General features: G+C 62.6%; 22 protein-coding genes. 11 read left to right on the top strand and 11 right to left on the bottom strand.

Going from position 1 to position 25,395, the window contains the following annotated elements; translation table 11 throughout:
- Positions 1-85 precede the first annotated feature (85 nt).
- Complete coding sequence (locus tag J4E53_RS01905; protein ID WP_060740872.1) at positions 86-454, top strand: DUF6124 family protein; 369 nt, start codon at positions 86-88, stop codon at positions 452-454.
- 129 nt (positions 455-583) lie between these two features.
- On the opposite strand, the gene J4E53_RS01900 is transcribed toward J4E53_RS01905, so the two are convergent.
- The 3 genes from J4E53_RS01900 to J4E53_RS01890 all read right to left on the bottom strand — a co-directional run bounded on the left by J4E53_RS01900 (position 584) and on the right by J4E53_RS01890 (position 2,290).
- Complete coding sequence (locus tag J4E53_RS01900; protein ID WP_146042680.1) at positions 584-961, bottom strand: hypothetical protein; 378 nt, start codon at positions 959-961, stop codon at positions 584-586.
- A 313-nt stretch (positions 962-1,274) separates the two neighbouring features.
- The gene (locus tag J4E53_RS01895; protein WP_060740871.1) at positions 1,275-1,634 is read right to left on the bottom strand and encodes a PilZ domain-containing protein; all 360 of its coding nucleotides are present in this window, start codon (positions 1,632-1,634) and stop codon (positions 1,275-1,277) included.
- 284 nt (positions 1,635-1,918) lie between these two features.
- Positions 1,919-2,290 (bottom strand): tol-pal system YbgF family protein, encoded by a 372-nt coding sequence (locus J4E53_RS01890; RefSeq protein WP_060740870.1) that lies wholly within the window; start codon positions 2,288-2,290, stop codon positions 1,919-1,921.
- A 337-nt stretch (positions 2,291-2,627) separates the two neighbouring features.
- On the opposite strand from J4E53_RS01890, the gene pyk reads away from it, so the two are divergent.
- Positions 2,628-4,079, top strand: a complete 1,452-nt coding sequence (gene pyk, locus J4E53_RS01885; RefSeq protein WP_060740869.1) for a pyruvate kinase — start codon at positions 2,628-2,630, stop codon at positions 4,077-4,079.
- Positions 4,080-4,262: 183 nt separating this feature from the next.
- Here the strand turns inward: pyk and J4E53_RS01880 are convergent, their stop codons facing one another.
- From J4E53_RS01880 to J4E53_RS01870, 3 genes are read right to left on the bottom strand one after another with little or no spacing between them, the layout of a single operon-like run.
- Positions 4,263-5,012, bottom strand: coding sequence for an enoyl-CoA hydratase-related protein (locus tag J4E53_RS01880; protein WP_103311175.1), 750 nt, complete (start codon positions 5,010-5,012; stop codon positions 4,263-4,265).
- A gap of 28 nt (positions 5,013-5,040) precedes the next feature.
- Positions 5,041-5,976 (bottom strand): iron-sulfur-binding ferredoxin reductase, encoded by a 936-nt coding sequence (locus tag J4E53_RS01875; RefSeq protein ID WP_060740867.1) that lies wholly within the window; start codon positions 5,974-5,976, stop codon positions 5,041-5,043.
- Positions 5,969-7,075: a diguanylate cyclase gene (locus tag J4E53_RS01870; RefSeq protein ID WP_060743142.1), complete on the bottom strand. Its 1,107-nt coding sequence runs from the start codon at positions 7,073-7,075 to the stop codon at positions 5,969-5,971. The genes J4E53_RS01875 and J4E53_RS01870 overlap by 8 nt, the downstream gene beginning before the upstream one ends.
- Before the next feature lie 452 nt (positions 7,076-7,527).
- Here J4E53_RS01870 and J4E53_RS01865 point away from each other — a divergent pair, with 452 nt between their 5' ends.
- From J4E53_RS01865 to J4E53_RS01840, 6 genes are all read left to right on the top strand, one after another.
- Positions 7,528-9,051, top strand: coding sequence for a fumarate hydratase (locus J4E53_RS01865; protein WP_060740866.1), 1,524 nt, complete (start codon positions 7,528-7,530; stop codon positions 9,049-9,051).
- A 377-nt stretch (positions 9,052-9,428) separates the two neighbouring features.
- The gene (locus J4E53_RS01860; RefSeq protein ID WP_103308435.1) at positions 9,429-11,195 is read left to right on the top strand and encodes an ATP-binding protein; all 1,767 of its coding nucleotides are present in this window, start codon (positions 9,429-9,431) and stop codon (positions 11,193-11,195) included.
- A complete protein-coding gene (locus J4E53_RS01855; RefSeq protein WP_060740865.1) occupies positions 11,188-12,513 on the top strand; it encodes a sigma-54 dependent transcriptional regulator in 1,326 nt (441 codons plus the stop codon). The genes J4E53_RS01860 and J4E53_RS01855 overlap by 8 nt, the downstream gene beginning before the upstream one ends.
- 330 nt (positions 12,514-12,843) lie before the next feature.
- Positions 12,844-14,163: an MFS transporter gene (locus J4E53_RS01850; protein WP_060740863.1), complete on the top strand. Its 1,320-nt coding sequence runs from the start codon at positions 12,844-12,846 to the stop codon at positions 14,161-14,163.
- A gap of 341 nt (positions 14,164-14,504) precedes the next feature.
- On the top strand, positions 14,505-14,876 hold the full coding sequence (locus tag J4E53_RS01845) for a heme utilization protein (protein ID WP_207268100.1): 372 nt from the start codon (positions 14,505-14,507) through the stop codon (positions 14,874-14,876).
- A 236-nt stretch (positions 14,877-15,112) separates the two neighbouring features.
- On the top strand, positions 15,113-15,733 hold the full coding sequence (locus J4E53_RS01840; RefSeq protein ID WP_103308439.1) for a flavin reductase family protein: 621 nt from the start codon (positions 15,113-15,115) through the stop codon (positions 15,731-15,733).
- Between the two features lie 174 nt (positions 15,734-15,907).
- Here the strand turns inward: J4E53_RS01840 and J4E53_RS01835 are convergent, their stop codons facing one another.
- Positions 15,908-16,141, bottom strand: coding sequence for a hypothetical protein (locus J4E53_RS01835; RefSeq protein ID WP_060743140.1), 234 nt, complete (start codon positions 16,139-16,141; stop codon positions 15,908-15,910).
- Between the two features lie 43 nt (positions 16,142-16,184).
- Complete coding sequence (locus tag J4E53_RS01830) at positions 16,185-16,538, bottom strand: putative quinol monooxygenase (protein WP_060740859.1); 354 nt, start codon at positions 16,536-16,538, stop codon at positions 16,185-16,187.
- 327 nt (positions 16,539-16,865) lie between these two features.
- On the opposite strand from J4E53_RS01830, the gene J4E53_RS01825 reads away from it, so the two are divergent.
- Positions 16,866-17,795, top strand: a complete 930-nt coding sequence (locus tag J4E53_RS01825; RefSeq protein ID WP_060740858.1) for an AraC family transcriptional regulator — start codon at positions 16,866-16,868, stop codon at positions 17,793-17,795.
- Between the two features lie 141 nt (positions 17,796-17,936).
- Here J4E53_RS01825 and J4E53_RS01820 read toward each other — a convergent pair whose 3' ends face one another.
- Positions 17,937-19,568 (bottom strand): 5-guanidino-2-oxopentanoate decarboxylase, encoded by a 1,632-nt coding sequence (locus J4E53_RS01820; RefSeq protein WP_103308440.1) that lies wholly within the window; start codon positions 19,566-19,568, stop codon positions 17,937-17,939.
- A 157-nt stretch (positions 19,569-19,725) separates the two neighbouring features.
- Between J4E53_RS01820 and J4E53_RS01815 the strand changes: the two genes are divergently transcribed.
- The gene (locus J4E53_RS01815) at positions 19,726-20,607 is read left to right on the top strand and encodes a LysR substrate-binding domain-containing protein (RefSeq protein WP_103308460.1); all 882 of its coding nucleotides are present in this window, start codon (positions 19,726-19,728) and stop codon (positions 20,605-20,607) included.
- Positions 20,608-20,749: 142 nt separating this feature from the next.
- On the opposite strand, the gene J4E53_RS01810 is transcribed toward J4E53_RS01815, so the two are convergent.
- The gene (locus J4E53_RS01810; RefSeq protein WP_060740856.1) at positions 20,750-21,769 is read right to left on the bottom strand and encodes an alpha/beta fold hydrolase; all 1,020 of its coding nucleotides are present in this window, start codon (positions 21,767-21,769) and stop codon (positions 20,750-20,752) included.
- A gap of 306 nt (positions 21,770-22,075) precedes the next feature.
- Positions 22,076-24,388, bottom strand: coding sequence for a 5-methyltetrahydropteroyltriglutamate--homocysteine S-methyltransferase (gene metE, locus J4E53_RS01805; protein WP_060740855.1), 2,313 nt, complete (start codon positions 24,386-24,388; stop codon positions 22,076-22,078).
- Between the two features lie 109 nt (positions 24,389-24,497).
- Between metE and metR the strand changes: the two genes are divergently transcribed.
- Positions 24,498-25,395: transcriptional regulator MetR (gene metR / locus J4E53_RS01800; protein WP_207268099.1), on the top strand; the 898-nt coding region annotated here is incomplete at its 3' end.

Below are 25,395 nucleotides of genomic sequence, written 5' to 3'. Positions count from 1 at the left end.
ATCCTCCCGGTCGACTAACCTGCGTCCAGCCGCCACCCTCGTTTAGTCGCGAGTAGGTGGCAGCCCAATTAATGGATAACGAATCATGATTAAACCAACTCCGAATCCACCTCATACCGGCTCGCAGCCCCCCCACGAAACCCTCGACCCCGGAAAGCTCGACGAAGCGGCTCAAAGAGCCCTGGACTACTACCTCAAGCCCAACAACGGCCAGCCCGACCAGAAAACCGCCAAACACCTGGACTACTTCATCGTCGCCCCCGACGCCGACCCCGAAGGCATGCTCGCCCACACCTACGAAACCTTCTGCTCGGTGAGCACGCTGATCCTGGATTTATCCGAAGACCTGGAAGGCGCCCCGCGCAACCTGGCCCTGGCGATTCACCAGATGGGCGAGATGGGGGTGTTGTTGCTAGAGCGGATGCTGGATAACGAAGCGAAGGTTCAGCGCTGACTGACAGAACCAGAGAATGATAACGGACCTGTGGGAGCGGGCTTGCTCGCGAAGGCGATGGATCAGCGGGCACAAGGCTGATTGAAGCAACCCCGCCCCACAGGCGCTGTCGACTATCTCAGACCTTTCTCACGTAGGGCGAACGAAGTTCACATTGACCTCACCGGTCATATTGACATCATGTTCCTTAGGCCTGTCGTATATCCAATTGAAATATATCGTGCCGGAGCGTCCATTCGCCGCCACAGAACGGGTCTCTGCGAAGGCGTGCCACTCACCATCTTGTATGCCACTACCCGTTAATTCGTCCCATCCGGTATTTCCTTGTGGAAGCGAAGCGAGCCCCACCTTAAGGTTGCCGGAGTTTCGATTATTCTTGTATGCGCGGTACCGTTTTGTATCCACAGACAATCGATCGCCATTAGCAGACCAGCTGTACTGCACTTCGAGATCCGCCCAGCAACCATATTCTGGGTGGGTTGCGCGTATTACGACGGTGTTACCCATGATTGATTACCTCCACGCTTAAAGGAGCGTTCCGGTTGACAGATTTCTTGATTACAGTAAGCGGCAGGGCTCTCGGTTCACACCTGTAGGACCTGACAGTGTCGACAAGCGGCGGGGGCGGGGATGTTGCTGTAGACGCTGCTGGATAACGAAGCGAAGGTTCAGCGCTGAAGGCCGAATGATCTGTAGGAAACAGGAAGCCCTGTGGGAGCGAGCTTGCTCGCGATAGCGGTGGATCAGCTTGCAGCCATGTTGGATGTACCGCCGTCATCGCGAGAAAGCTCGCTCCTACAAAGTCGGTAGCCCGTAACGCTCAAGCCGATTCCGGCAACGGATAGAAACTGAAATATTGCCGCAACGCATTGACCAGTTGCCCGTACTCCGGCGGCGCCCACGTCAGGCTGAAGCCGGCGTCGAAATGCATCGGCGTCACGTCTTCCTGGCACCACAGGCACCTGGCTTTCAACTTGATGTTTTGCTGTGGCCCTTCATCCGCGGGGATTTTCAGGTGCAGGTCAAAATCCGCACCGACCATCAGCGGAAGCTGGCTGATCAGCATCAGCCCATTTTCAGAAACATTGCCCAAAAAACCGATAGGCCTGTCGTTGATACCGTTAAACACTTTGAGGAAATACGGCAACTGATGCCGTTCGATTCGGCGTTCCTTGTACATGTTTTGTATCGCTTTCTTAGCGGCCACATACCGGGCCTACCGATCACTTCGGAACGAACCCAAGCGAGCCCGCTCTCCCCAATCCCGGTGCCAGACGCTACCAATCGCCTTGGGCCTACTTCTGCCGGTCTCAGGTGCTTCTAAAAGTAGAGATCTAGCTCTAACTACGACTTGTACAAATATAGCCCAAGGTGGGGTGACAACCAGCCCCATGTATTAATTTTAATAAACACGGCGGGCAGAGGGAGGGTGGCCAGGATTGCGCCTGGCCACAGGAGGAAGGGTCAAGAAGCTGGACGGATGGCCGAGGCGCTGCGGGTCGGGTAGTGGCCCAGGCTCTGCAGGGTTTCCAGACGCGCGCGGGCGCGGAACGCGTATTCGCTGTTAGGGTATTGGGTGATGATGAACTGGTAGGTCTGCGCCGCATCGATAAACAGCTTCTGCCGCTCCAGGCACTGGCCGCGCAGCATCGACACTTCCGGCTGCATGTAGCGGCGGGCACGGCTGGCGCGGTCGACCTGGGACAACTCGAGCATGACCTGCTCGCAATTGCCACGGTCATAGGCCTTGTAGGCCAGGTTCATGTGGTGGTTCATCGACCAACGGGTGCAGCCCGTGACGCTCAGGGCCAGGGCAACAAAAAGCACGAATCGCATGGGAGGTTCTCCTGTCTTGAGCCCTGTATCGACCTGGCTGGGAAAATCTTCAGCCTGAAAATGAACCGGACGCTGTCCCTCTGGCAAGAAGAATGATGAGCTATAGGATGGGAATGAAGGCCTGTGGGAGCAAGGCTTGCCCGCGATGGCGTACTCGAGATCGCCATCGCGAGCAAGCTGTGCTCCCACAGGTCATTCCACCGCAGTTCATCCAAGGCGTGAAAATTTTCAAGAATGTTCATTTCGAAAAACAAACGAAAAAGTAGTGCACATGAACAATGACTACACCCAAAGAGCATAGTAGCCTTCGCTGGCGCTTGAACTTGAGGAGTCTTGCATGTCCGTCCGTCGCACCAAAATCGTCGCTACCCTTGGCCCGGCCAGTAATTCGCCGGAAGTTCTCGAACAGCTGATTCTGGCTGGCCTGGACGTTGCCCGTCTGAATTTCTCCCACGGCACCCCCGAAGAACACAAGGCGCGTGCCAAGCTGGTGCGCGACCTCGCCGCCAAGCACGGCCGCTTCGTCGCCCTGCTGGGTGACCTGCAAGGCCCGAAGATCCGTATCGCCAAATTCGCCAACAAGCGCATCGAGCTGAAGATTGGTGACAAATTCACCTTCTCCACCAGCCATCCGCTGACCGAAGGCAACCAGCAGGTGGTCGGCATCGACTATCCGGACCTGGTCAAGGATTGCGGCGTGGGCGACGAGCTGCTGCTCGACGACGGCCGTGTGGTGATGCGCGTCGAAACCGCCACCGCCACCGAACTGAACTGCATCGTGACCATCGGCGGCCCGCTGTCGGACCACAAAGGCATCAACCGTCGCGGCGGTGGCCTGACGGCGCCGGCCTTGACCGAAAAAGACAAGGCCGACATCAAGCTGGCCGCGGAAATGGAAGTCGACTACCTCGCCGTGTCCTTCCCCCGTGACGCCGCCGATATGGAATACGCCCGTCAACTGCGCGACGAAGCCGGCGGTACTGCCTGGCTGGTGGCCAAGATCGAACGCGCCGAAGCCGTGGCCGACGACGAAACCCTCGATGGCCTGATCAAGGCGTCCGACGCCGTGATGGTGGCCCGTGGTGACCTGGGTGTGGAAATCGGCGACGCCGAGCTGGTGGGCATCCAGAAAAAAATCATTCTGCACGCACGCCGCCACAACAAGGCCGTGATCGTCGCGACCCAGATGATGGAGTCGATGATCCAGAACCCGATGCCGACCCGCGCCGAAGTGTCCGACGTAGCCAACGCCGTGCTCGACTACACCGACGCCGTGATGCTCTCGGCCGAAAGCGCCGCCGGCCTCTACCCGCTCGAAGCGGTGCAAGCCATGGCGCGTATCTGCATCGGCGCTGAAAAGCACCCGACCAGCAAGACCTCCAGCCACCGCATCGGCAAGACCTTCGAGCGCTGCGACGAAAGCATCGCCCTGGCGACGATGTACACCGCCAACCACTTCCCGGGCGTGAAGGCGATCATCGCCCTGACCGAAAGTGGCTACACGCCGCTGATCATGTCGCGCATCCGCTCCTCGGTGCCGATCTACGCGTTCTCCCCGCACCGCGAAACCCAGGCCCGCGCCGCCATGTTCCGTGGCGTCTACACCGTGCCGTTCGACCCGGCCGCCCTGCAACCGGGCGAAGTCAGCCAGGCGGCGGTGGATGAGCTGGTCAAGCGCGGCGTCGTGCAGACCGGTGACTGGGTCATCCTGACCAAGGGCGACAGCTACCACACCATCGGCGGCACCAACGGGATGAAAATCCTGCATGTTGGCGACCCGATGGTCTGAGTGACCGAGCGCTGAAAAACAAAAGCCCCGCCATGTGAATGGCGGGGCTTTTTGGTTTTTGCCTTGAAGCCTGTGCTGGCTGGGCTGGCCCCATCGCGAGCAAGCTCGCTCCCACAGAGTGTTCATGCCCCCCCTGTGGGAGCGAGCTTGCTCGCGATGGGGCCAGCCCAGGCGCTCCAGAATTCAATGCCTGTTGATAAACCCCGACAACGCCGCCACCGCTTCCGGCGAGCGCAAGCGTTGGGTGAACAGCTTGCCCTCTTCTTCAATCACCTTGCGCAACAGTTCCCGGTCCGGCGCCCTCATCAGTTGCTTGCTGATGCGCACCGCGTCAGGCGGCAGCGATTCGAAGCGCAGCGCCACCTCCCGCGCCTTGGCCAATGCCGCTTCGCCGCTGTCCAGCGCCTCGGTGGCAATGCCCCACGCAACCGCTTGTTCGCCACTGAAGCCCTCCCCCAACAGCAACAATTGCGCCGCCCTGGCCTGGCCCAGCAGCCGCGGCAGGATCAGGCTGGAACCGAATTCCGGGCACAGCCCCAGGTTGACGAATGGCATGCGCAGCCGCGCGTCTCGGCTGACGTAGACCAGGTCGCAATGCAGCAGCAACGTGGTGCCGATGCCCACCGCCGGTCCGGCCACGGCGGCGATCACCGGTTTGCGGCAATCGAGCAGGCTGAGCATGAACTGGAATACCGGGTTATCGAGGTCGTTCGGTGGCTGTTCGAGGATGTCGACGATGTCGTTGCCGGCAGTGAAGCAGTCACTGGAACCGCTGAGCAGCACCGCGCGAATCTGCGGGTCGCTGTCCGCCATCGCCAGGGCTTGGGCCAATTGACCGTACATGGCCCGGGTCAGGGCGTTTTTCTTGTCCGGGCGGTTCAAGCGCACGGTCAGCAGGCCACGTTGACGGTCGAGCAACAGGGTTTCGGTCATGATCGGTCTCGCGTCTGGAAATCAGCGCTCAACCACGGGGCAGGAAGACGTCGGCCAGCAGTTGATTGCGCGGCAAGCCAGCCAGGTACAAACGCTTGGCAAAGGCCTCGACCCGGTCGGGATGGCCGCAGAGTAAGGCCTGGGTTTGCCGGGAAACAAGCCGCAGTTGCGCCAAGGCGGACGGCGCCTCGGCCGCGGTCAGCAGCTCCACCGAGAGGTTTTCATGCTTGGCCGCCAGCGCCGCCAGGGGTTTGGCCAGGTAATGCCCGGCCGTATCATGGGCCACGTGAATAAGGCGAATCGCGCCTTGGTGATGCTGGCGCAAGGCTTCGCGCAGGAGGCCGAACAACGGTGCCAGACCCGTGCCGGCGGCAAGCAGCCACAGGGGTCTGGCGTGCCAGTCGGGGTCATAGTGCAAGGCGCCGCCACGCAGTTCGCCCAGGCGGATCGGGTCGCCGGCCTTCATCTGCCGGGCCGCGTCGATGAACAGGCCGGGCTCGCGACAATCGAGGTGGAACTCCAGGAAGCGGTCTTCTTCGGGCAGGCTCGCCAGGGAATACGGCCGGGCCACCTCGCCGGCCCACAGCACCAGGTGCTGCCCGGCCCGATACCGCAGCGGCCGCTCGGGGGTGACACGCAGACGCAGCACCTCGCCGCCCAGCCAATCCACCGCCATCACCTGGGCCGCCTGGCCGTCGCGTTGCGGGTCGAAGGTGTGGATCCGCACATCCTCGACCACCTGGCATTGGCAGGCCAGCCGCCAACCCTGGTCGCGCTGCGTCGGGCTCAAGGCGTCGGGGCGGCTGTCGCGCACATCGCCCCCCACGCACTGCACCAGGCAGGCGTGGCAGCTCCCGGCGCGGCAACTGTAGGGCACCGCCACGCCAGCGCCGTTCAAGGCGTCCAGCAGGTTACTGCCTGCCGCCACCGTCCATTGCCGGCCGGCGACTGTCAGTTCAGGCATCGACGTTCTCCCAGGCGGCGGCGCAACGATTGCGGCCGTCTCGCTTGGCACGGTACAGGGCCTGGTCGGCACGCTGCAACGCGTTGTCCAGGTCATCGCCCATTTCCAGCATGGTCATGCCCGCCGACAGGCTGAGGGCGCCGACCTGCAGGCCGATCAGCTCGACTTCAGTGAACGCCAGCCGCAGCCGCTCGCAACAGGCCGTCAGGCGATGGGGGTCGCAAGCGGGCAGCAGCATGACGAATTCCTCGCCGCCGTAACGGGCCAGTACATCGCCCTCGCGCAGGCACGCCGTGGCGACCGCGGCAAACGCCTGCAGCACCTGGTCGCCCGCGGCATGGCCATGCAGGTCGTTGATGCGCTTGAAATGGTCGAGGTCGATCAGGGCCAGGCCATGGGCGACGCCAGGCCTGAGGGTGTTGAGTTCGCGGGAGGCCAGGCGCAGGAAGTGCCGGCGATTGAACAGCCCGGTCAGTTCATCGGTGGCCACCAGGTCTTCGAGCTGGCGCATCATCCCGCGCAAGGTGTCCTGGTGCGCCTGCAAGGCAAACCGCCGCTGGCGCATGCGCTGGCGTGAGGTCTGGACATAGCGGGCGTAAAACACCAGCCACACCAGCACGAGAAACAGCACGGCCACCTGCAACCCGGCCAGGGTGGGATCGGGAAGCCTGAAGAAGTAACCGTCCCAGAGGGTAATCGCGGTGAAGCTGATGAACACCAGCGACGCGCAGCGCACAAAGGCCCGGCGCGACAGGTGGAACAACCCGAACAGCAGGATCAGCACATAAAACACCAGGAACACGCCCCGGGCCTGGTCCAGGTGCGCCATCATCCAGGTCTGCCAGCCCAGGCCGATCAACACCTGCACTTCGGTGAGGCTGGGGTCGGCGAAGCGCAGGTTGCGGTCGGTGATAAACAGCGCGAACAGTCCGGCCTGGCACAGCACCACCAACACGCTGCCGATGATGACACCGCGCAACGAGTCCAAGTAATGCCCACTGAAAAATGCCAGCCACAACAAAACCAGTGCCAGCGCGTACGTCGCGGCCGCCAAAGCGAAGCGTTTCAGCAAAAGACGTTGAATGGCGTTATGGGTCAATCGTTGACTCACCATGGGAAAGGAAACTGACAGGAGGCGTCCTACGCTACAGGCCAGACGCCACTTTAGTGGCGTGTAGGGCAAATGACCATTCAATTCTGGAGCAGAAAAATGGCGTCAAAGCAATGGCCCAATTGACGCATTGTTTACGGCCCGGACATGGAGAGAGTTTGTAGGAGATCCTGTGGGAGCAAGGCTTGCCCGCGATAAAGCTGACGCGGTCCTTGGGGAACCGAGGCGCCTGCATCGCGAGCAAGCTTTGCTCCCACACGCTTTGCGCCCGCCAAATACAAAAGCTGATCCTTTCCAGCCAGGCGCGATATACTGCCGCGCCTTTTTAGCGTCGCGCCAGCATGCCCGGCGTGCCTTATAGAGGTGCCGTCCGTCGACCGATGCACCCAAGCGGCCGGTACCTTATTGAATGTTCCCGTCTTTAGAGAGGAGCGCGACTCATGACCGTGATCAAGCAAGATGACCTGATACAGAGCGTTGCCGACGCCCTGCAGTTCATTTCCTACTACCACCCCGTGGATTTCATCCAGGCGATGCACGAGGCCTACCTGCGCGAAGAATCGCCGGCGGCCCGTGACTCCATGGCGCAGATCCTGATCAACTCGCGCATGTGCGCCACCGGCCATCGGCCGATCTGCCAGGACACCGGTATCGTGACCGTGTTCGTGCGCGTGGGCATGGACGTGCGTTGGGATGGCGCGACCATGAGCCTGGACGACATGATCAACGAGGGCGTGCGTCGCGCCTACAACCTGCCGGAAAACGTCCTGCGCGCTTCCATCCTGGCCGACCCGGCCGGCGCGCGTAAAAACACCAAGGACAACACCCCGGCGGTCATCCACTACTCCATCGTCCCGGGCAACACCGTGGAAGTGGACGTGGCGGCCAAGGGCGGCGGCTCCGAGAACAAGTCGAAGATGGCCATGCTCAACCCGTCCGACTCCATCGTCGACTGGGTGCTGAAAACCGTTCCGACCATGGGCGCCGGCTGGTGCCCACCGGGCATGCTCGGCATCGGCATCGGTGGCACCGCCGAGAAAGCCGCGGTCATGGCCAAGGAAGTCTTGATGGAGTCCATCGACATCCACGAGCTCAAGGCCCGCGGTCCGCAGAACCGTATCGAAGAGATGCGCCTGGAGCTGTTCGAGAAGGTCAACCAACTGGGCATCGGCGCCCAGGGCCTGGGTGGCCTGACCACCGTGCTCGACGTGAAGATCATGGACTACCCGACCCACGCCGCCTCCCTGCCGGTGTGCATGATCCCCAACTGCGCCGCCACCCGCCACGCCCACTTCGTGCTGGACGGCACGGGCCCGGCGTCGCTGGAAGCGCCACCGTTGGACGCCTACCCGGAAATCGTCTGGGAAGCCGGCCCGTCGGCTCGTCGCGTCAACCTCGACACCCTGACGCCAGAAGATGTGCAAAGCTGGAAGCCGGGCGAAACCGTACTGCTCAACGGCAAGATGCTCACCGGCCGCGACGCGGCGCACAAGCGCATGGTCGAGATGCTGAACAAGGGTGAAACCTTGCCGGTGGACCTCAAGGGTCGCTTCATCTATTACGTCGGCCCGGTCGACCCGGTAGGCGATGAAGTCGTCGGCCCAGCCGGCCCGACCACCGCCACGCGGATGGACAAGTTCACCCGCCAGATCCTCGAGCAGACAGGCTTGTTGGGCATGATCGGCAAATCCGAGCGCGGCCCGACCGCTATCGAAGCGATCAAGGACAACAAGGCCGTCTACCTGATGGCCGTCGGCGGCGCCGCTTACCTGGTGGCCCAGGCGATCCGCAAATCCAAGGTCCTGGCGTTCGCCGAACTGGGCATGGAAGCGATCTACGAGTTCGAGGTCAAGGACATGCCGGTGACCGTTGCGGTCGATAGCCAAGGCGAGTCGGTGCACATCACCGGTCCTGCCATCTGGCAGAAGAAGATCAGCGACAGCCTGGCGGTCGAAGTGCAGTAACACTTCAGTGCCATGAACAAGGCCGGTGAGCGACAAGCCCACCGGCCTTTTTTATGTCCATGTCAGTGATGCTCACTACAGGTACCTGTAGTAATCCTGTGGGAGCCGAGCTTGCTCGCGATAACGGCCTGTCAGCCAACATCATCTCTGGATGACTCACTGCCATCGCGAGCAGGCTCGCTCCCACTGTGGCTATCATCGGACACAAATCTTGTGCACGGCACCCATCTACTGTGGGAGCCGAGCTTGCTCGCGATAGCGGCCTGTCAGCCAATATCATCTCTGGATGACTCACCGTCATCGCGAGCAAGCTCAGCTCCCACAGAGCAACCACCATGCTATCGTGCCCGCCCGACTTTCCACTGGTTTACGCCAGCATGCTGCCGACCACCCGTACCTTGCGCCTGTCGTTGTACACCTTGCTGATCCTCGCCGGCGCGGCGGTTGCCGCCACCCTCGCCGTGCGCCACGCCGAACGCGAAGCTTTGAAGGAAGATGCCAGCCGCGCCAGCCAGCAGTTGGCGCTGTACGCCAATTCGTTGCACACCCTGATCGAACGCTACCGCGCCCTGCCCGCCGTGCTGGCGCTGGATCCGGAGTTGCGCTCGGCCCTCAAGGGACCGGTCAGCGCGGCGCAGCAGGCTGCGTTGAATCGCAAGCTCGAACAGATCAATGGCGCCGCCCAGTCATCCACCCTGGAACTGCTCGACCACAGCGGCCTGGCCGTCGCGGCCAGTAACTGGCGCCTGCCCAGCAGCTATGTCGGGCACAACTATGGCTTTCGCCCCTACTTCATCCAGACCCGCACCCAGGGCACCGGGCGGTTTTATGCGGTGGGCGTGACCAGCGGCATCCCGGGGTACTTCCTCTCCAGCGCCGTGACCGGCGACAACGGCGAGTTCCTCGGCGCGATGGTGGTCAAGCTGGAGTTTCCGGAGCTGGAGCGCGAATGGCGCCAGGGCAGCGACACCCTGCTGGTCAGCGATGCCCGGGGCATCATCTTCATTGCCAATCGCCCGGGCTGGCGTTATCGCCACTTGCAGCCGCTGACCGACAGCGACCGCGCCGAGCTCAAGGCCACCCGCCAATACGACAAACAACCGTTGCAAGCCCTGGCCCATGAACCGCTGCGACGCTTCGACGACAACAGCCACCTGGCCCGGGTGGAGGCCCCCGATGGCTCGGCGGATTACCTGTGGGAATCCTTGCCGTTGAGCGCCGAAGGCTGGACCCTGCACTTGCTGCGCCGTCCGCAGATCGCCTTCGAGGACCTGCGCAACGCCGGGCTCGCCGCCGCCGGGTTGTGGCTGGCGCTGGTGTTCCTGTTGCTGTTTCTCAACCAGCGCTGGCGCCTGGCAAAGTTGCGCCAGCGCAGCCGCGAAGAGCTGGAACGGCTGGTGGAGGAGCGGACCCGGGACCTGCGCACCGCCCAGGACGGGCTGGTGCAATCGGCCAAGCTGGCGGCGCTGGGGCAGATGTCGGCGGCCCTGGCTCATGAAATCAACCAACCCTTGACCGCTCAGCGCATGCAATTGGCAACCCTGCGCTTGCTGCTGGATCACGGTCGGGTCGATGACGCCTACAAGGCCCTCAAGCCGGTGGACGACATGCTGACCCGCATGGCCGCCCTCACCGGCCACTTGAAGACGTTCGCCCGCAAAAGCCCCAGCGGCCTGCGCGAACGCCTGGACCTGGCGGCGGTGGTGGACCAGGCGTTGCAACTGCTGGACACGCGCCTGCGGGACGAGCAGGTCAGCACCGTGTTGCACTTGACCCGTCCAGCGTGGGTGCGCGGCGATGCGATCCGCCTCGAACAAGTGTTGATCAACCTGCTGCGCAACGCGCTCGACGCCATGGCCGGCCAACCTCTCAAGCGCCTGGAAGTGCGCCTGGAGGCCGATGATCAATTGTGGCGCCTGACCGTCAGCGACAGCGGCACCGGCATCGCCGAGGAACACCTGGGCCAGGTGTTCGATCCGTTCTTCACCACCAAGCCCGTGGGCGATGGCCTGGGCCTGGGGCTGGCGGTTTCGTTTGCAATCATCCATGAGTCCGGCGGGCGCCTGATCGCGGACAACCACGAGAACGGCGCGGTATTCTGCGTGACCTTGCCCATCGATCAGGAGGCGCAACTGCATGCTTGATTCAGTCATGGTCGTGGATGACGAAGGCAGCATCCGCAGTGCCGTCGAACAATGGTTGAGCCTGTCGGGGTTCCAGGTGCAGCTGTTCAGTCGCGCCGACGAATGCCTGGCGCGGTTGCCGGAGCATTTCCCCGGGGTGATCCTCAGCGACGTGCGCATGCCCGGCCTCAGCGGCCTGGAGCTACTGGCCGAAGTCCGCCGCCGCGACCCGGACCTGCCGGTGATTCTGTTGACCGGCCACGGTGACGTGCCCATGGCCGTGGAGGCCATGCGTGACGGTGCCTACGACTTCCTGGAAAAACCCTTCAGCCCCGAAGCCCTGCTGGGCAGCCTGCGCCGGGCCCTGGACAAGCGCACCCTGGTCCTGGAAAACCGCCGCCTGCATGAACAGGCCGACGCCCGCGCCCGTCTGGATGGCACGCTGCTAGGGGTTTCCCGTGCGCTGCAAAACCTGCGGCGCCAAGTGCTGGACCTGGCGGCACTGCCGGTCAACGTATTGATCCGCGGCGAAACCGGTAGCGGCAAGGAATTGGTCGCTCGCTGCCTGCACGATTTCGGCCCGAGGGCGAGCAAGCCCTTCGTCGCGTTGAACTGCGCAGCCATTCCCGAGGCGCTGTTCGAGGCGGAGTTGTTCGGCCATGAAAGCGGCGCCTTCACCGGCGCCCAGGGCAAGCGCATCGGCAAGCTCGAATACGCCGACGGCGGCACGCTGTTTCTCGATGAAATCGAAAGCATGCCCCTGGCCCAGCAGGTCAAATTGCTGCGGGTGTTGCAGGAACAGAAGCTCGAACGCCTGGGCTCCAACCAGAGCATCGCCGTGGACCTGCGCATCATCGCCGCCACCAAGCCCGACCTGTTGGACGAAGCCCGGGCCGGGCGCTTTCGCGAAGACCTGGCCTATCGCTTGAACATCGCCGAGCTGCGCCTGCCGCCGCTCCGAGAACGGCGCGAGGACATTCCCCTGCTGTTCGAACACTTCACCCACAACGCCGCCGAACGCCTGGGCCGCCCCACCGTGCCCCTGAGCGGCCCGCAGTTGAGCCATCTGCTCAGCCACGACTGGCCGGGCAATGTGCGGGAACTGGCCAACGTCGCCGAGCGCCAGGTGTTGGGGCTGGATCAACTGCCTACCCTGGAGACGGAGCCGGGCCAGTCCCTCGCGGCCCAGCAGGAAGCCTTCGAAGCCCAATGCCTGCGCGCCGCCCTGGCGCGACACAAAGGTGATGTGAAAGCCGTGCTCGAAGAACTGCAACTGCCACGCCGCACCTTCAATGAAAAGATGCAGCGGCATGGGTTGAGCCGGGAGATGTTTTTGTAGATTCACTGAATTTTCTGTGTCTGCCCCGGCCTCATCGCGAGCAAGCTCGGCTCCCACAGGTCATATGTGTGCTCCCACAGGGTCATGTGTATGCAGGTCAAAATGTGGGAGCTGAGCTTGCTCGCGATGAGGCCAGCCCAGACAGAACATCTCCCCCTCGGATAAGCGAATTTCCGCTCACCACCCATCAAAAACAAGCGGATTTCCGCTCACCCAACACCGCAAACCCCTCTAGACCGGCCCTCCAGCGCCTGGCACAGCTCCTGCTATAGCCCTGTCAGGCTGCGTTCCCGCGCGCTCCACAAAAACAATTAAATGAAGGATCCTTCAATGGACAACTCCAACGCCCTGCCCATTGGGTCGGCTGCCGTGCCCGCCCGTGAAAGAACCACCGCCAGTCGGATCAAATCGATCTTCAGCGGCTCGGTCGGCAACATGGTCGAGTGGTATGACTGGTACGTCTACGCCGCGTTCTCGTTGTACTTCGCCAAAGTCTTCTTCCCCAAGGGCGACACCACCGCCCAATTGCTCAACACCGCCGCGATCTTCGCCGTGGGGTTCCTGATGCGCCCGATCGGCGGCTGGTTGATGGGCCTGTACGCTGACCGCGCCGGGCGCAAACGTGCGTTGATGGCCTCGGTGTACCTGATGTGCTTCGGCTCGCTGATCATCGCCTTGAGCCCAAGCTACGAAACCATCGGCGTCGGCGCGCCGATCCTGCTGGTGTTCGCCCGCCTGCTCCAAGGCCTGTCGGTGGGTGGCGAGTACGGCACCTCGGCAACCTACCTGAGCGAGATGGCGACCAAGGAACGTCGCGGCTTCTTCTCCAGCTTCCAGTACGTGACCCTGATTTCCGGCCAGCTCATCGCCTTGGGTGTATTGATCGTGCTGCAACAGTTCCTCACCACCGAACAGCTGTACGCCTGGGGCTGGCGCATCCCGTTCGCCATCGGCGCACTGTGTGCGGTCGTGGCGCTGTACCTGCGGCGCGGCATGGAAGAAACCGAGTCGTTCACCAAGAAAGAGAAGTCCAAGGAAAGCGCGATGCGCACCTTGCTGCGCCACCCCAAGGAACTGATGACCGTGGTCGGCCTGACCATGGGCGGTACCCTGGCGTTCTACACCTACACCACCTACATGCAGAAATACCTGGTGAACACCGTCGGCATGAGCATCTCCGACTCCACCACCATTTCCGCCGCCACACTGTTCCTGTTCATGTGCCTGCAACCGGTGATCGGCGGGCTGTCGGACAAGATCGGTCGCCGGCCGATCCTGATCGCCTTCGGCATCCTCGGCACCCTGTTCACTGTGCCGATCCTCACCACCCTGCACACCATCCAGACCTGGTGGGGCGCATTCTTCCTGATCATGGCCGCGCTGATCATCGTCAGCGGCTACACCTCGATCAACGCCGTGGTGAAGGCCGAGCTGTTCCCCACCGAAATCCGCGCCCTGGGCGTCGGCCTGCCCTACGCACTGACCGTGTCGATCTTCGGCGGCACCGCCGAATACATCGCCCTGTGGTTCAAGAGCATCGGTATGGAAACCGGCTACTACTGGTACGTGACGGCCTGCATCGCCGTGTCGCTGCTGGTGTACATCACCATGAAAGACACCCGCAAGCATTCGCGGATCGTGACCGACTGATCTCCGAGTCGCATGTCTAGTCCTGGCTAAGGTTTACACCTGTTTCAGGACTGGATCAAAAAAGGGGCGAACCTGACGGGGTCGCCCCTTTTTTTTTGTTCCATGTCTAAAGATTTATCCGACATTAATCTCTGGTTAATGCCTGACCTCCATCCTCATCCTCAACAGAACGCCGTTCGATACGCCGGTAATGGGCCTCATTGACCGTTCTGCGGCAATCCCCAACAAATCGATTTAATCGATTGTTTTTAGCATTTATTTGCGCTTTTTAATCTAATTAGCGAGCGTAATATGAACTCCACACCCAAGGCGCCTAACGCCAAATATTCTGGAGCACAACCATGAAAACCAAACTGATCATCGCCCTGACCCTTTCCGTACTGGCCACCAATACTTTTGCTGCCGATGGTTTCGACCGCACCAGCTCGGCCATCGCCGCTGATGGCTACGACCGCACTGGCGCTGCCACCCTTGCTGCTGACGGCTTCGACCGCACTAACGGCGCTACCGTTGCTGAAGATGGCTTCGACCGCACTAACGGCGCTACCGTTGCTGAAGATGGCTTCGACCGCACTAACGGCGCCACCGTTGCTGAAGATGGCTTCGACCGCACTAACGGCGCCACCGTTGCTGAAGATGGCTTCGACCGCACTAACGGCGCCACCGTCGCAGAAGATGGTTTCGATCGCACTAACGCTGCCGCCATCAGCTAATTGCCACGGAGCCCCTCCCACAGCCCGGCTTCGGCCGGGCTTAGTTGTTTTTGGGAGTTGCAGAAGAACAGCGGACGCAGGTTTTGCGAAAGCGATGGCCCAGCTTGCAGCAATATTGAATGTTCCGGCGCCTTCGCGAGCAAGCCCACTCCCACAAGGTTCTCGGTGCTGACAAAAACAGCTGCCCCCTGCACTATCGTCGAACTCTTCAAAATCCACCCCAGGATCTGCACCCAATGCCCGATGACACCCATTTCTACGAACCCGCCAACGGTCACGGCCTGCCACACGATCCATTCAACGCCATCGTCGGCCCGCGCCCTATCGGCTGGATTTCGTCCCAGGATGGCGAAGGCCGCCTGAACCTGGCGCCCTACAGTTTCTTCAACGCCTTCAATTACATCCCACCGATCATTGGGTTCTCCAGTGTCGGGCGCAAAGACAGCCTGAACAACATCGAACAGACCGGTGAATTTGCCTGGAACCTGGCCACCCGCCCGCTCGCCGAGCAGATGAACCAGAGCTGCGCGATGGTCGGCCCAGAGGTCAATGAGTTCGAACTGGCGGGCCTCACGGCCGCCCCGTCACGGGTGATCCAGGTGCCGCGCGTCGCCGAAAGCCCGGTGTCCTTCGAATGCAAGGTCACGCAGATCATTCAATTGCAGCGGGCGGACAAAGGGCTGGTGCCAAGCTGGTTGATCCTCGGCGAAGTGGTCGCCGTGCATATCGCCCAGTGGCTGTTGAAAGATGGGGTGTACGACACCGCCGCCGCCGAGCCGATCTTGCGCGGGGGTGGGCCGGCGGATTATTTCCAGCTGGGGCCTGAGGCGTTGTTCAAGATGCATCGCCCCAAATAGAAGCTTGCCCATCACACTCTGTGGCGAGGGGATTTATCCCCGCTGGGGCGCGAAGCGGCCCTAAAACAGTCCAGTCAACTCAGTGTCAGGAAGACATTGGGGGCTGCTGCGCAGCCCAGCGGGGATAAATCCCCTCGCCACAGGTGTAGGTCATCCAACAAGTGTGACGCGGTTTTACCAAACCAGCCCGCCATCCTCACTGACACCCTGAAGATGGGTGAGCAGCACGGCAGCGGCATCATCGGCTTCGGTCGCGGTCTTGAAGCTCTGGTCTTCAAGCACCTTGTTGAAACGTGGCGCACCTGAGCCGCCGATGGCCTTGGTGGCAATGGCGGCGAGGTAACCGCCGCCCTCCTTGGGAACAACGGCGGAAACAGCTTCAAAGGTTTCAAAGGCTTTACGTGCCATCTCTTGTGCATCCTGGCGGTGGAAAATGACGGTCATTAAACCTTCAACCGGCCAGTTTGTGTACCTGCGCCCGGCACCCTTCGGTCGCCTGGGCGGCGGAGACTTCCCTGAAGGTGTGGAAATCCAGGCTGCTCACCACCAGGTCTTGCACCAGCTCGGCGAAAATCGCCATGGCCGGTGAATTGAAATAGGCGTCCATCGACGGCTGATTGACCCAGAGTCCGGACACCAGCCACAAATCAGCGTCGCATTGCGATTGCTGCAAGGCAAAGTGCAGGCAACCGGGCGCCTGGCGCGAGGGCGCGATCAGCGTACTCAGGCGTGCACCCAGTTGCTTGGAGCAACCACTGCGGGCCCGGACAAAAGCCATGTGGCTGACGGGGATCTGTGTAGTCATGCTCAACCCTCCCAGGTAATCCGTTGTGCAGCCGGGGACAGGCTGCGACAGGATCAAAGGTTAAGCGTCACGACGCCAGCTTCGTTAGTCGATTCCTGCCGACCCATTGCACAATCCTGCGCATCGGCCGCACAAAATTCGTCGTCGATCCAGTTGCCACCCAAGAAGTTGAAACAAAAGGTTTCAAGCAAGTTTCGCGAGCGTTGCCCCGTCACGGACCATTGCGCCGTGCAGGATCAGGCAAGCTTTCAACAGGATGTTGCTACCGCTGCGCCTTGCACAAACATAAGCTTTGTTCATCGCTCCCTATCGCCTGAGGATCCCGGCATGTCGCCACTCGATCACGCCCACGTCCCGCTGGACACGTACCTGGAACAACAGCGCGCCGAACTGGCATCGATCATCGACCGCAACACCGGCGAAGACGGCAGCTACGCCACCGCCATCGGCTCGCTGAACCTGTCGCGGCACAGCCAGCCGCACAAATTCGCCCCGGTGCTGGCGCAACCGGCGCTGTGCATCATGGCCCAGGGCAGCAAACAGGTGCGCCTGGCGGATGAGTTCTTCAACTACGATCCGCTCCATTACCTGGTGGTCTCGGTCTCGATGCCGCTCAGCGGTTGCGTCGCTGACGTATCGCCCGAGCAGCCGATCCTGGCCCTGCGCCTGGACATCGACCCGGCGGAAATCACTGCGTTGATCGCCGATGCCGGCCCCTTGGGCGTGCCGACCCGCCCCGCCGGGCGCGGGCTGTATGTCGAACGCCTGGACACGCCGATGCTCGACGCTGTGCTGCGCCTGGCACGGCTGCTGGACACACCGAAAGACATCGCCATGCTCGCGCCCCTGGTGCGCCGGGAAATCCTCTATCGCCTGCTGCGCAGTCCACAGGGCTATCGGCTGTATGAAATCGCCATCGCCAACAGTCAGAGTCATCGCATCAGCCAGGCGATCAAATGGCTCAACGGCCATTTCGAACAGCCGCTGCGCATCGATGACCTGGCCCGGGAAGTGAACCTCAGCGTCTCGACCCTGCATCACCGCTTCAAGGCCATGACGGCCATGAGCCCACTGCAATACCAGAAGCAACTGCGCTTGCAGGAAGCCCGCCGGCTGATGCTGGCCGAAGGGCTGGAAGCTTCGGCGGCGGGGTATCGGGTGGGTTATGAAAGCCCTTCGCAGTTCAGCCGCGAGTACAGCCGATTGTTCGGCGCGCCGCCGTTGCGGGATCTGGCGCGGTTGCGGATGACTGTCTGACCCGGGTTTTGTGTTGGCTGGGCCGACCTCATCGCGAGCAAGCTCGCTCCCACATTGGGCCTGTTGTGAACAGAGAACCTGTATTCACTGAAGATCCCGTGTGGGAGCGAGCTTGCTCGCGATGAGGCCAGTCAAAACACCTCAACACTTCGATGCCCAAACCCCCTGGTCAATCTCAATCAATGTCGGCCCCTGCCGCTCACGGGCCGCCAGCAACGCCACACGCAGCGACGGCACATCGTCGATGGCTTGGGCAAAGCAGCCCAAGGCCTTGGCGACCCCGATGAAATCCGGGGTGTAGATGTCCACCCCCACCGGTTCGATGGCGCGGTTGAGCATGTATTTCTTGATCTCTTCGTAGCCCTGGTTATTCCACAGCAGCACGATCACCGGTGTGCTCGCCTCCACGGCGCTGGCCAGCTCCGGCAGGGTGAACTGCAACCCGCCATCACCGATCAGGCACACCACCGCAGGGCGGCCGTGGCCCAGGTCCTTGCCGCCGAGCCAGGCGCCAATGGCCGCCGGCAACGCGTAGCCAAGGGTGCCGTAGCCGGTGGAGGAATTGAACCAGCGGCGCGGCTGCTCCGGGTTGAAGGTCAGGTTGCCGGTGTACACCGGTTGCGTGGAATCGCCGACGAACACCGCCTCCGGTAGCGTCTGCAAGACCGTGTCGAGAAACACGGTCTGGGCGCGGGTCGCGGCGTCCCAACTGCCTTGAAGCTCCGCACGCAACCGGGCGGCACGGGCCGGTCCCCAATCGGCTTGGCGTTCGGCCAAGGGTCGCTGGTCCAATTCGTCGAGCAAGGCCCGGGCGGCGACACCGGCGTCGGCCACCAGCGCCAGGTGCGGCGGGTAGTTGCGCACGGTCTGGTCCGGGTCGATGTCGATGCGCAGCAGCGCGCCGGGAATCTCGAAGCCGCCGGCAAAGGTAATGTCGTAATCGGTCTCGGCCAGTTCGGTGCCGATGGCCAGCACCACGTCCGCCTCGGCCACCAACGCACGGGTGGCCACCAGGCTCTGGGTGGAGCCGATCAGCAACGGATGGCGCGCAGGCAGCAGGCCTTTGGCATTGATGGTCAACGCCACTGGCGCGCCGAGACGTTCGGCCAGTTCGGTCAATTCGGCCCTCGCGTCGATGGCCCCGCCACCGACCAGGATCAGAGGCCGCCGAGCCGTCGCCAGCAGGTCGGCCATTTGTTTTACCGCACCCGGTGCGGCACCGGCGCGGCTGATGTTCACCGGCACGCTGGCGAGCAAGGCATCGGCGTCTTCGACCAAAACGTCCAGCGGGATTTCAATGTGCACCGGCCGCGGGCGCCCGGCCTGGAACACCGCGAACGCCCGGGCCAGCACGCCGGGCAATTCGGCGGCGGACATCAGCGTGTGGGAAAACGCCGCGACACCGCCCACCAACGCAGACTGGTTCGGCAGTTCATGCAGCTTGCCGCGTCCACCGCCCAACTGACTGCGCGACTGCACGCTGGAGATCACCAGCATCGGGATCGAATCGGCGTAGGCCTGGCCCATGGCGGTGGTGATGTTGGTCATGCCGGGACCGGTGATGATGAAACACACGCCGGGCTTGCCGCTGACCCGGGCGTAACCGTCGGCCATGAAACCTGCGCCCTGTTCATGACGCGGCGTCACATGGCGGATACTGGAACGGGCCAGCCCGCGGTACAGCTCGACGGTGTGCACGCCGGGAATGCCGAACACCTGCTCCACGCCATAACCTTCGAGTAACTTGACCAATACTTCGCCGCACGTCGCCATTGCCATTGCCTTTTTCTGGTCGGGTAAAGGGCCACGCAGCGCATGCGGCGGGCCCCTTTTGTCTTGGGAATGGCGTTATTGGAACGGGCGGGGCATGGCGACAACAATGGATAAAAAGTCATACTAGCCATGTCCTCACGTCATGGCTTGGATCGAAATGAAACGACTCCCCCCGTTGCCGGCGCTGCACACATTTCTGATCACGGCCCAATGCTGCAACTTCACCCGGGCCGCCGAACAACTGCACATCACCCAGGGCGCGGTGAGCCGGCAGATCGCCGGGCTGGAAGATCATTTGGGTTATGCGTTGTTCCAGCGCCAGGCACGCGGCCTGAGCCTGACCGCCGAGGGCCAGGCGTGGCTGCCACGGGTGCAGCAGGTGTTCAGCCTGATCGGCGATGCGGTCCAGCAGATCGGCGAAAAACGCCAGACCCTACAGCTCAAGGCCCCGACCTGTGTGATGCGATGGTTGCTGCCGCGCCTGTTGCAGTGGCAGAAGGAACGACCGGACGTGCCGGTGGAACTGACCACCACGGTCAGGCACGGCGTGGACTTCCAGCGCGAAGCCTTCGACGCCGCGGTGGTCTATGGCCCACCACCGGATGCCTCGCTGGCGTGCCTGCACCTGTTCGATGAACAGCTGACGCCTGTCTGCTCCCGCCCGATCCTGGAAGGACCGGTGCCACTGCATGAACCCGCCGACCTGCAGCACCACTTGCTGTTGCACCCGGCCCTTGACGAGCGCGACTGGAACGCCTGGCTGGCGGCGGCCGATGTGCATTTGAACCACGTCAGCAAGGGCCAGCATTTCGAAACCCTGGACCTGGCGATGTCCATGGCCTCCCAGGGCACCGGCGTGGCGATTGGCGACTGGTCGCTGATCGGCGACGACCTGAGCGCCGGCCGTCTGGTGATGCCGTTCGAGTTGAAGGTCAAGACCGGGCTGGGCTATCACCTGGTGCACCCGCGCAAACCCCAGGCTTCGGGGCCGTTGCTGGAGTTGATGGACTGGTTGGTGGCGCAGGCGCAGGTGCGGTAGCAACGTCACAGCGAGCCCCCTGTGGGAGCAAGGCTTGCCCGCGATGAAGGCGACGCGGTCCCTCAGAGATTGAGGTGGCTGTTTCGCGAGCAAGCTTTGCTCCCACACATCCCATTGCCACAAAAGCCAGCCATCAGGGTTATCAGAGCAGATTCGGCGCCTGCACCGGCTCGATCTGCGCCCAATGGGACGTGTCTTCGCGGTGCTGCTGCAGGTACGGCAACACCGCCCCCAGCAACGGCGCCTTGAACGCGTCCTGGAAGCGATGGGCCAGGCCCGGGATCAGTTTCAGTTGGCTGCCTTGGATGTGCGCCGCCAGGTGCACGCCGTGCATCACCGGCAGCAACGGGTCGGCGGTGCCGTGGACGACCAGGGTCGGTACCCGCAGTTGATTGAGAAGTGCTACCCGACTCGGCTCGGCCATGATCGCCATGATCTGGCGCTTCACGCCTTCGGGGTTGAAGGCCCGGTCATAGGCCAGTGCAGCCTGATGCAACAAGGCCTGACGATCATCCACCACCATCGGGCTGCCCAACGCGGCCAGCAGGTCGGCCTGCTGTTCAAGGGCCATTTCGCGATTCGGAGCACCGCGCCGGGACAACAGTTGCACCAGTCTTTCGCTGGGTGCGGGCAAGCCTGCAGCACTGGAACTGGTCATGATCAGGGTCAGGCTTTCAACCCGCTCAGGCGCCATGGCCGCCATGTGCTGGGCGATCATCCCGCCCATGCTCGCGCCCAGTACGTGGAAGCTTTGTACATGCAACGCGTCCATCAGTCCGAGCCCGTCGTCGGCCATATCGGTGAGGGTATAGGGCGCAGCCACGGGCAAGCCGAGCTTGTAGCGCAGGGCTTCAAAGGTCAGGTTGGCGCTGCCGGGCGCCTGGCGCCAAGTGCTCAGGCCGACATCGCGGTTATCGTAGCGAATCACCCGGAAACCCTGCTCGCACAGGGCGACCACCACTTCGTCCGGCCAATGGATCAACTGCCCACCCAGGCCCATCACCAACAGCAATGCAGGATCCGAGGCACGGCCAATGCTCTGGTAGGCCAGGCTGACCTGATCCAGATCGACCCGTTGGGTCGCAACATTGACATCACAACGAGATGCCGCCATCGACGGCAGGCCGAAAAACAACGCGGCCAGGAAAATAAGTACACGCATGAAGAAACACCGAAACGCAGAACCCCAGTAGAGCGCGAGTCTGATGAAGTTTGTTCAAGCGCGCTGCCACAGTTGCGTGACAGTTTGATGAAGATTGTCGAGTGGTGACCTGAAGTCATGTGGGCACCCTGTGGCGAGGGAGCTTGCTCCCGCTGGACCGCGAAGCGGTCCCAAAAGGCTTCGACCTCAAAATATGATCAAGGCATGACATTTGGGGCTGCTGCGCAGCCCAGCGGGAGCAAGCTCCCTCGCCACAAAAAAGCTCCCCTTGCCAGAGCCAGGGGGCTCGCCCACAACATCCGGGCCTCAGGCCAACTCGCTACGCAACTGCCGCGCCGCCGCCACCATGTTCACCAGTGCCGCTTCCGTTTCTGGCCAGCCCCGGGTCTTCAGCCCGCAGTCGGGGTTGATCCACAGCCGCTCGGCGGCGATGCGTTTCACCGCCTTGCTCATCAGCGCAACCATCTCTGCAGTGTCCGGCACCCGTGGCGAGTGGATGTCGTAGACGCCCGGGCCGATGTCGTTCGGGTAGTCGAACGCCTCGAACGCTTCCAGCAACTCCATGTCCGAACGGGAGGTCTCGATGGTGATGACATCGGCGTCCATGTCGGCGATGGCCTTGATCACGTCATTGAACTCGCTGTAGCACATGTGGGTATGGATCTGGGTGTCATCACCCACGCCCGATGCGCACAAGCGGAACGCCTCCACGGCCCAGTCCAGGTAGTGCTGCCATTGCCCGCGACGCAGTGGCAGCCCTTCGCGGAACGCCGCCTCGTCGATCTGCACGATTCTGATCCCGGCCTTTTCCAGGTCCAGCACCTCGTCGCGCAGGGCCAGGGCCAGTTGTCGGGCCTGGACCTGGCGCGACACGTCTTCGCGGGGGAACGACCACATCAGCATGGTCACGGGGCCGGTGAGCATGCCTTTCATGACCTTGTCGGTCAGGCTTTGCGCATAACGGATCCAGTCGACGGTCATGGCTTTCGGGCGGCTGATGTCGCCGTAGATGATCGCCGGCTTCACGCACCGCGAGCCGTAACTCTGTACCCAGCCGAAACGGGTGAAGGCGTAGCCGTCCAGTTGCTCGGCAAAGTATTCCACCATGTCGTTGCGCTCGGCTTCACCGTGCACCAACACGTCCAGGCCCAGGCGTTCCTGGATCTGCACGGCATGGCGGATCTCGGTGTGCATGGCGTCTTGATAATCGTTGGCCGACAACTTGCCCTGCTTGTAGGCCTGACGGGCCAGGCGTATGGCCGGGGTCTGCGGGAAGGAGCCGATGGTGGTGGTAGGAAAGGCCGGCAACGCCAAACGTGCGCGCTGGCGTTCGATGCGCTGGGCAAACGGCGAATGCCGCTGGCTGTCCTGCGGCCCGATCGCCGCCAGACGCGCCTGGACCTCGGCTTTGTGAATGCGCGCCGAGCCGGCGCGACGGGCCTGCACCTCGCGGCTGTCGCTCAACGCCTGCAGCACGGCGGGGGCCTGTGGATCGTTCAGCGCATCGCGCAGCACCGCGACTTCACCGCACTTCTGCACGGCGAAGGCGAGCCAGCTCTTGAGTTCGGGGTCGAGCCGGTCTTCACGTTCCAGGTCCACCGGGCTGTGCAACAACGAGCATGAGGTGCTGACCCAAAGGTTGTCGCCAAAGCGCTCCTGGGCCGCTTGCAATTGCGCCAGCGCCTGCTCCAGTTCGCAGCGCCAGACGTTGCGACCGTTGACCAGGCCTACCGAGAGAATCTTGTAGGTCGGCAGGCGGTCCAGCACCTGGCCCAGTTGTTCCGGGTCACGTACCGCGTCGATGTGCAAGCCGTCCACCGGCAGGCTCACCGCCAGGCCGAGGTTGTCTTGCAGGCCACTGAAATAGGTGGCCACGAGTTTTTTCAACGGCGAGTACTGGAGGATGTGATAAGCCCGCTCAAAGGCGCTCCTCCAGGCCAGGGGCAGGTCCAGGGTGAGGATCGGCTCGTCGATCTGCACCCATTCCACGCCCTGGGCCTTGAGGCGGTTGAGGATTTCACCGTAGACCGGCAGCAGGCGCTCCAGCAGGCCGAGCTTGTCGAACGCCTCGCCCTTGGCCTTGCCCAGCCACAAGTAGGTCAACGGGCCGATGATCACCGGTTTGACCTGGTGGCCCAAGGCATGGGCCTCGTCCACTTCGTCGAACAACTGTTCCCAGCTCAGGGCGAAGGTCTGGTCGGCGGAAAACTCCGGGACCAGGTAGTGGTAGTTGGTGTCGAACCACTTGGTCAGTTCCTGGGCGTATTGCGCCTGGCCGTGCTCGGCACCGCAGCAACTGGCCGTAGCGCCACGGGCCATGGCGAACAGGGTGTCGAGGGTCGGCCGACCCTGGGCATTCAAGGTGCCGTGGAAACGTTGCGGGACGGCGCCCAGGGTCAAGGTGTGGCTGAGCACCTGGTCGTACCAGGCAAAGTCGCCGACGGGCAGCAGGTCGATGCCGGCGTCTTTTTGCAGTTGCCAGTGCCGGGCCCGCAGTTCACGACCCACGGCTTGCAACGCAGCCGGGGCCAGGTCGCCCTTCCAGTAGGCTTCGAGGGCTTTCTTCAGTTCGCGGTCGGCGCCGATGCGGGGAAAACCGAGGGTGTGGGCCAGTGCCATGGTGTGCGTCCTCCTGTAAAAGATGGCGCCATTGTCGACAGCTCGACCCACATGAGACAAACTCAACCTTTTCGTGTTGATCACAAGTTTTACTCATGGAGCCACTCCGGTGCTTGAACTCCGTCACCTCAAGACCCTGCACGCCCTGCGTGAAGCCGACAGCCTGGTCGAAGCCGCCGAACGCCTGCACCTGACCCAGTCCGCCCTCTCCCACCAGTTCAAGGAACTGGAAGAGCGCCTGGGCATGCAGTTGTTCGTGCGCAAGACCAAGCCCGTACGCTTCACCAGCGCCGGCCTGCGCCTGTTGCAACTGGCCGATGCCGCCCTGCCGTTACTGCGCAGCGCTGAACGGGACATCGCCCGCTTGGCGGGCGGCACCGCCGGGCGCCTGCACATGGCCATCGAGTGCCACAGCTGCTTCCAGTGGCTGATGCCGACCATCGACCAGTTCCGCGATGCCTGGCCGGAAGTCGAGCTGGACCTGGCCTCGGGTTTCGCCTTCGCCCCCTTGCCGGCCCTGGCCCGGGGCGACCTCGATTTGGTGGTGACCTCCGACCCGCTGGAACTGGCCGGCATCACGTACGTGCCGCTGTTCACCTACGAAGCGATGCTCGCCGTGGCCAACCAGCATCGGTTGACGGGCAAGCCCTACATCGTGCCCGAGGACCTGATCAGCGAAACCCTGATCACCTACCCGGTGGAGCGCGACCGGCTGGACATCTTCACCCGTTTCCTGGAACCGGCCGACATCGAACCGGCCCAGGTGCGCACGTCCGAGCTGACGGTGATGATGATGCAACTGGTGGCCAGCGGCCGTGGCGTCTGCGGCATGCCGCACTGGGCGCTGCATGAATACAGCTCGCGGGGCTACGTGAAGGCCAAGCGGCTGGGGGAGAAAGGTCTGTTCGCCACGCTGTACGCGGCGGTGCGCACCGACATGCTCGACGCGCCGTACATGCGCGATTTTTTGCTGACGGCCAAGGACACATCGTTTTCCACACTCGACG

This window comes from Pseudomonas sp. FW305-28, assembly GCF_017351395.1.
Taxonomy (GTDB): Bacteria; Pseudomonadota; Gammaproteobacteria; order Pseudomonadales; family Pseudomonadaceae; genus Aquipseudomonas; species Aquipseudomonas fluorescens_AA.
Note: the sequence above shows the minus strand (reverse complement) of the source record. Positions and strands in the feature narration are given on the sequence as shown.

Excerpts from the sequence above, each read along its gene's own strand:
- J4E53_RS01905 (WP_060740872.1), top strand. The coding sequence starts at position 86 with ATGATTAAACCAACTCCGAATCCACCTCATACCGGCTCGCAGCCCCCC.
- J4E53_RS01900 (WP_146042680.1), bottom strand. The coding sequence starts at position 961 with ATGGGTAACACCGTCGTAATACGCGCAACCCACCCAGAATATGGTTGC.
- J4E53_RS01895 (WP_060740871.1), bottom strand. The coding sequence starts at position 1,634 with ATGTACAAGGAACGCCGAATCGAACGGCATCAGTTGCCGTATTTCCTC.
- J4E53_RS01890 (WP_060740870.1), bottom strand. The coding sequence starts at position 2,290 with ATGCGATTCGTGCTTTTTGTTGCCCTGGCCCTGAGCGTCACGGGCTGC.
- pyk (WP_060740869.1), top strand. The coding sequence starts at position 2,628 with ATGTCCGTCCGTCGCACCAAAATCGTCGCTACCCTTGGCCCGGCCAGT.
- J4E53_RS01880 (WP_103311175.1), bottom strand. The coding sequence starts at position 5,012 with ATGACCGAAACCCTGTTGCTCGACCGTCAACGTGGCCTGCTGACCGTG.
- J4E53_RS01875 (WP_060740867.1), bottom strand. The coding sequence starts at position 5,976 with ATGCCTGAACTGACAGTCGCCGGCCGGCAATGGACGGTGGCGGCAGGC.
- J4E53_RS01865 (WP_060740866.1), top strand. The coding sequence starts at position 7,528 with ATGACCGTGATCAAGCAAGATGACCTGATACAGAGCGTTGCCGACGCC.
- J4E53_RS01860 (WP_103308435.1), top strand. The coding sequence starts at position 9,429 with ATGCTGCCGACCACCCGTACCTTGCGCCTGTCGTTGTACACCTTGCTG.
- J4E53_RS01855 (WP_060740865.1), top strand. The coding sequence starts at position 11,188 with ATGCTTGATTCAGTCATGGTCGTGGATGACGAAGGCAGCATCCGCAGT.
- J4E53_RS01850 (WP_060740863.1), top strand. The coding sequence starts at position 12,844 with ATGGACAACTCCAACGCCCTGCCCATTGGGTCGGCTGCCGTGCCCGCC.
- J4E53_RS01845 (WP_207268100.1), top strand. The coding sequence starts at position 14,505 with ATGAAAACCAAACTGATCATCGCCCTGACCCTTTCCGTACTGGCCACC.
- J4E53_RS01840 (WP_103308439.1), top strand. The coding sequence starts at position 15,113 with ATGCCCGATGACACCCATTTCTACGAACCCGCCAACGGTCACGGCCTG.
- J4E53_RS01835 (WP_060743140.1), bottom strand. The coding sequence starts at position 16,141 with ATGGCACGTAAAGCCTTTGAAACCTTTGAAGCTGTTTCCGCCGTTGTT.
- J4E53_RS01830 (WP_060740859.1), bottom strand. The coding sequence starts at position 16,538 with ATGACTACACAGATCCCCGTCAGCCACATGGCTTTTGTCCGGGCCCGC.
- J4E53_RS01825 (WP_060740858.1), top strand. The coding sequence starts at position 16,866 with ATGTCGCCACTCGATCACGCCCACGTCCCGCTGGACACGTACCTGGAA.
- J4E53_RS01820 (WP_103308440.1), bottom strand. The coding sequence starts at position 19,568 with ATGGCGACGTGCGGCGAAGTATTGGTCAAGTTACTCGAAGGTTATGGC.
- J4E53_RS01815 (WP_103308460.1), top strand. The coding sequence starts at position 19,726 with ATGAAACGACTCCCCCCGTTGCCGGCGCTGCACACATTTCTGATCACG.
- J4E53_RS01810 (WP_060740856.1), bottom strand. The coding sequence starts at position 21,769 with ATGCGTGTACTTATTTTCCTGGCCGCGTTGTTTTTCGGCCTGCCGTCG.
- metE (WP_060740855.1), bottom strand. The coding sequence starts at position 24,388 with ATGGCACTGGCCCACACCCTCGGTTTTCCCCGCATCGGCGCCGACCGC.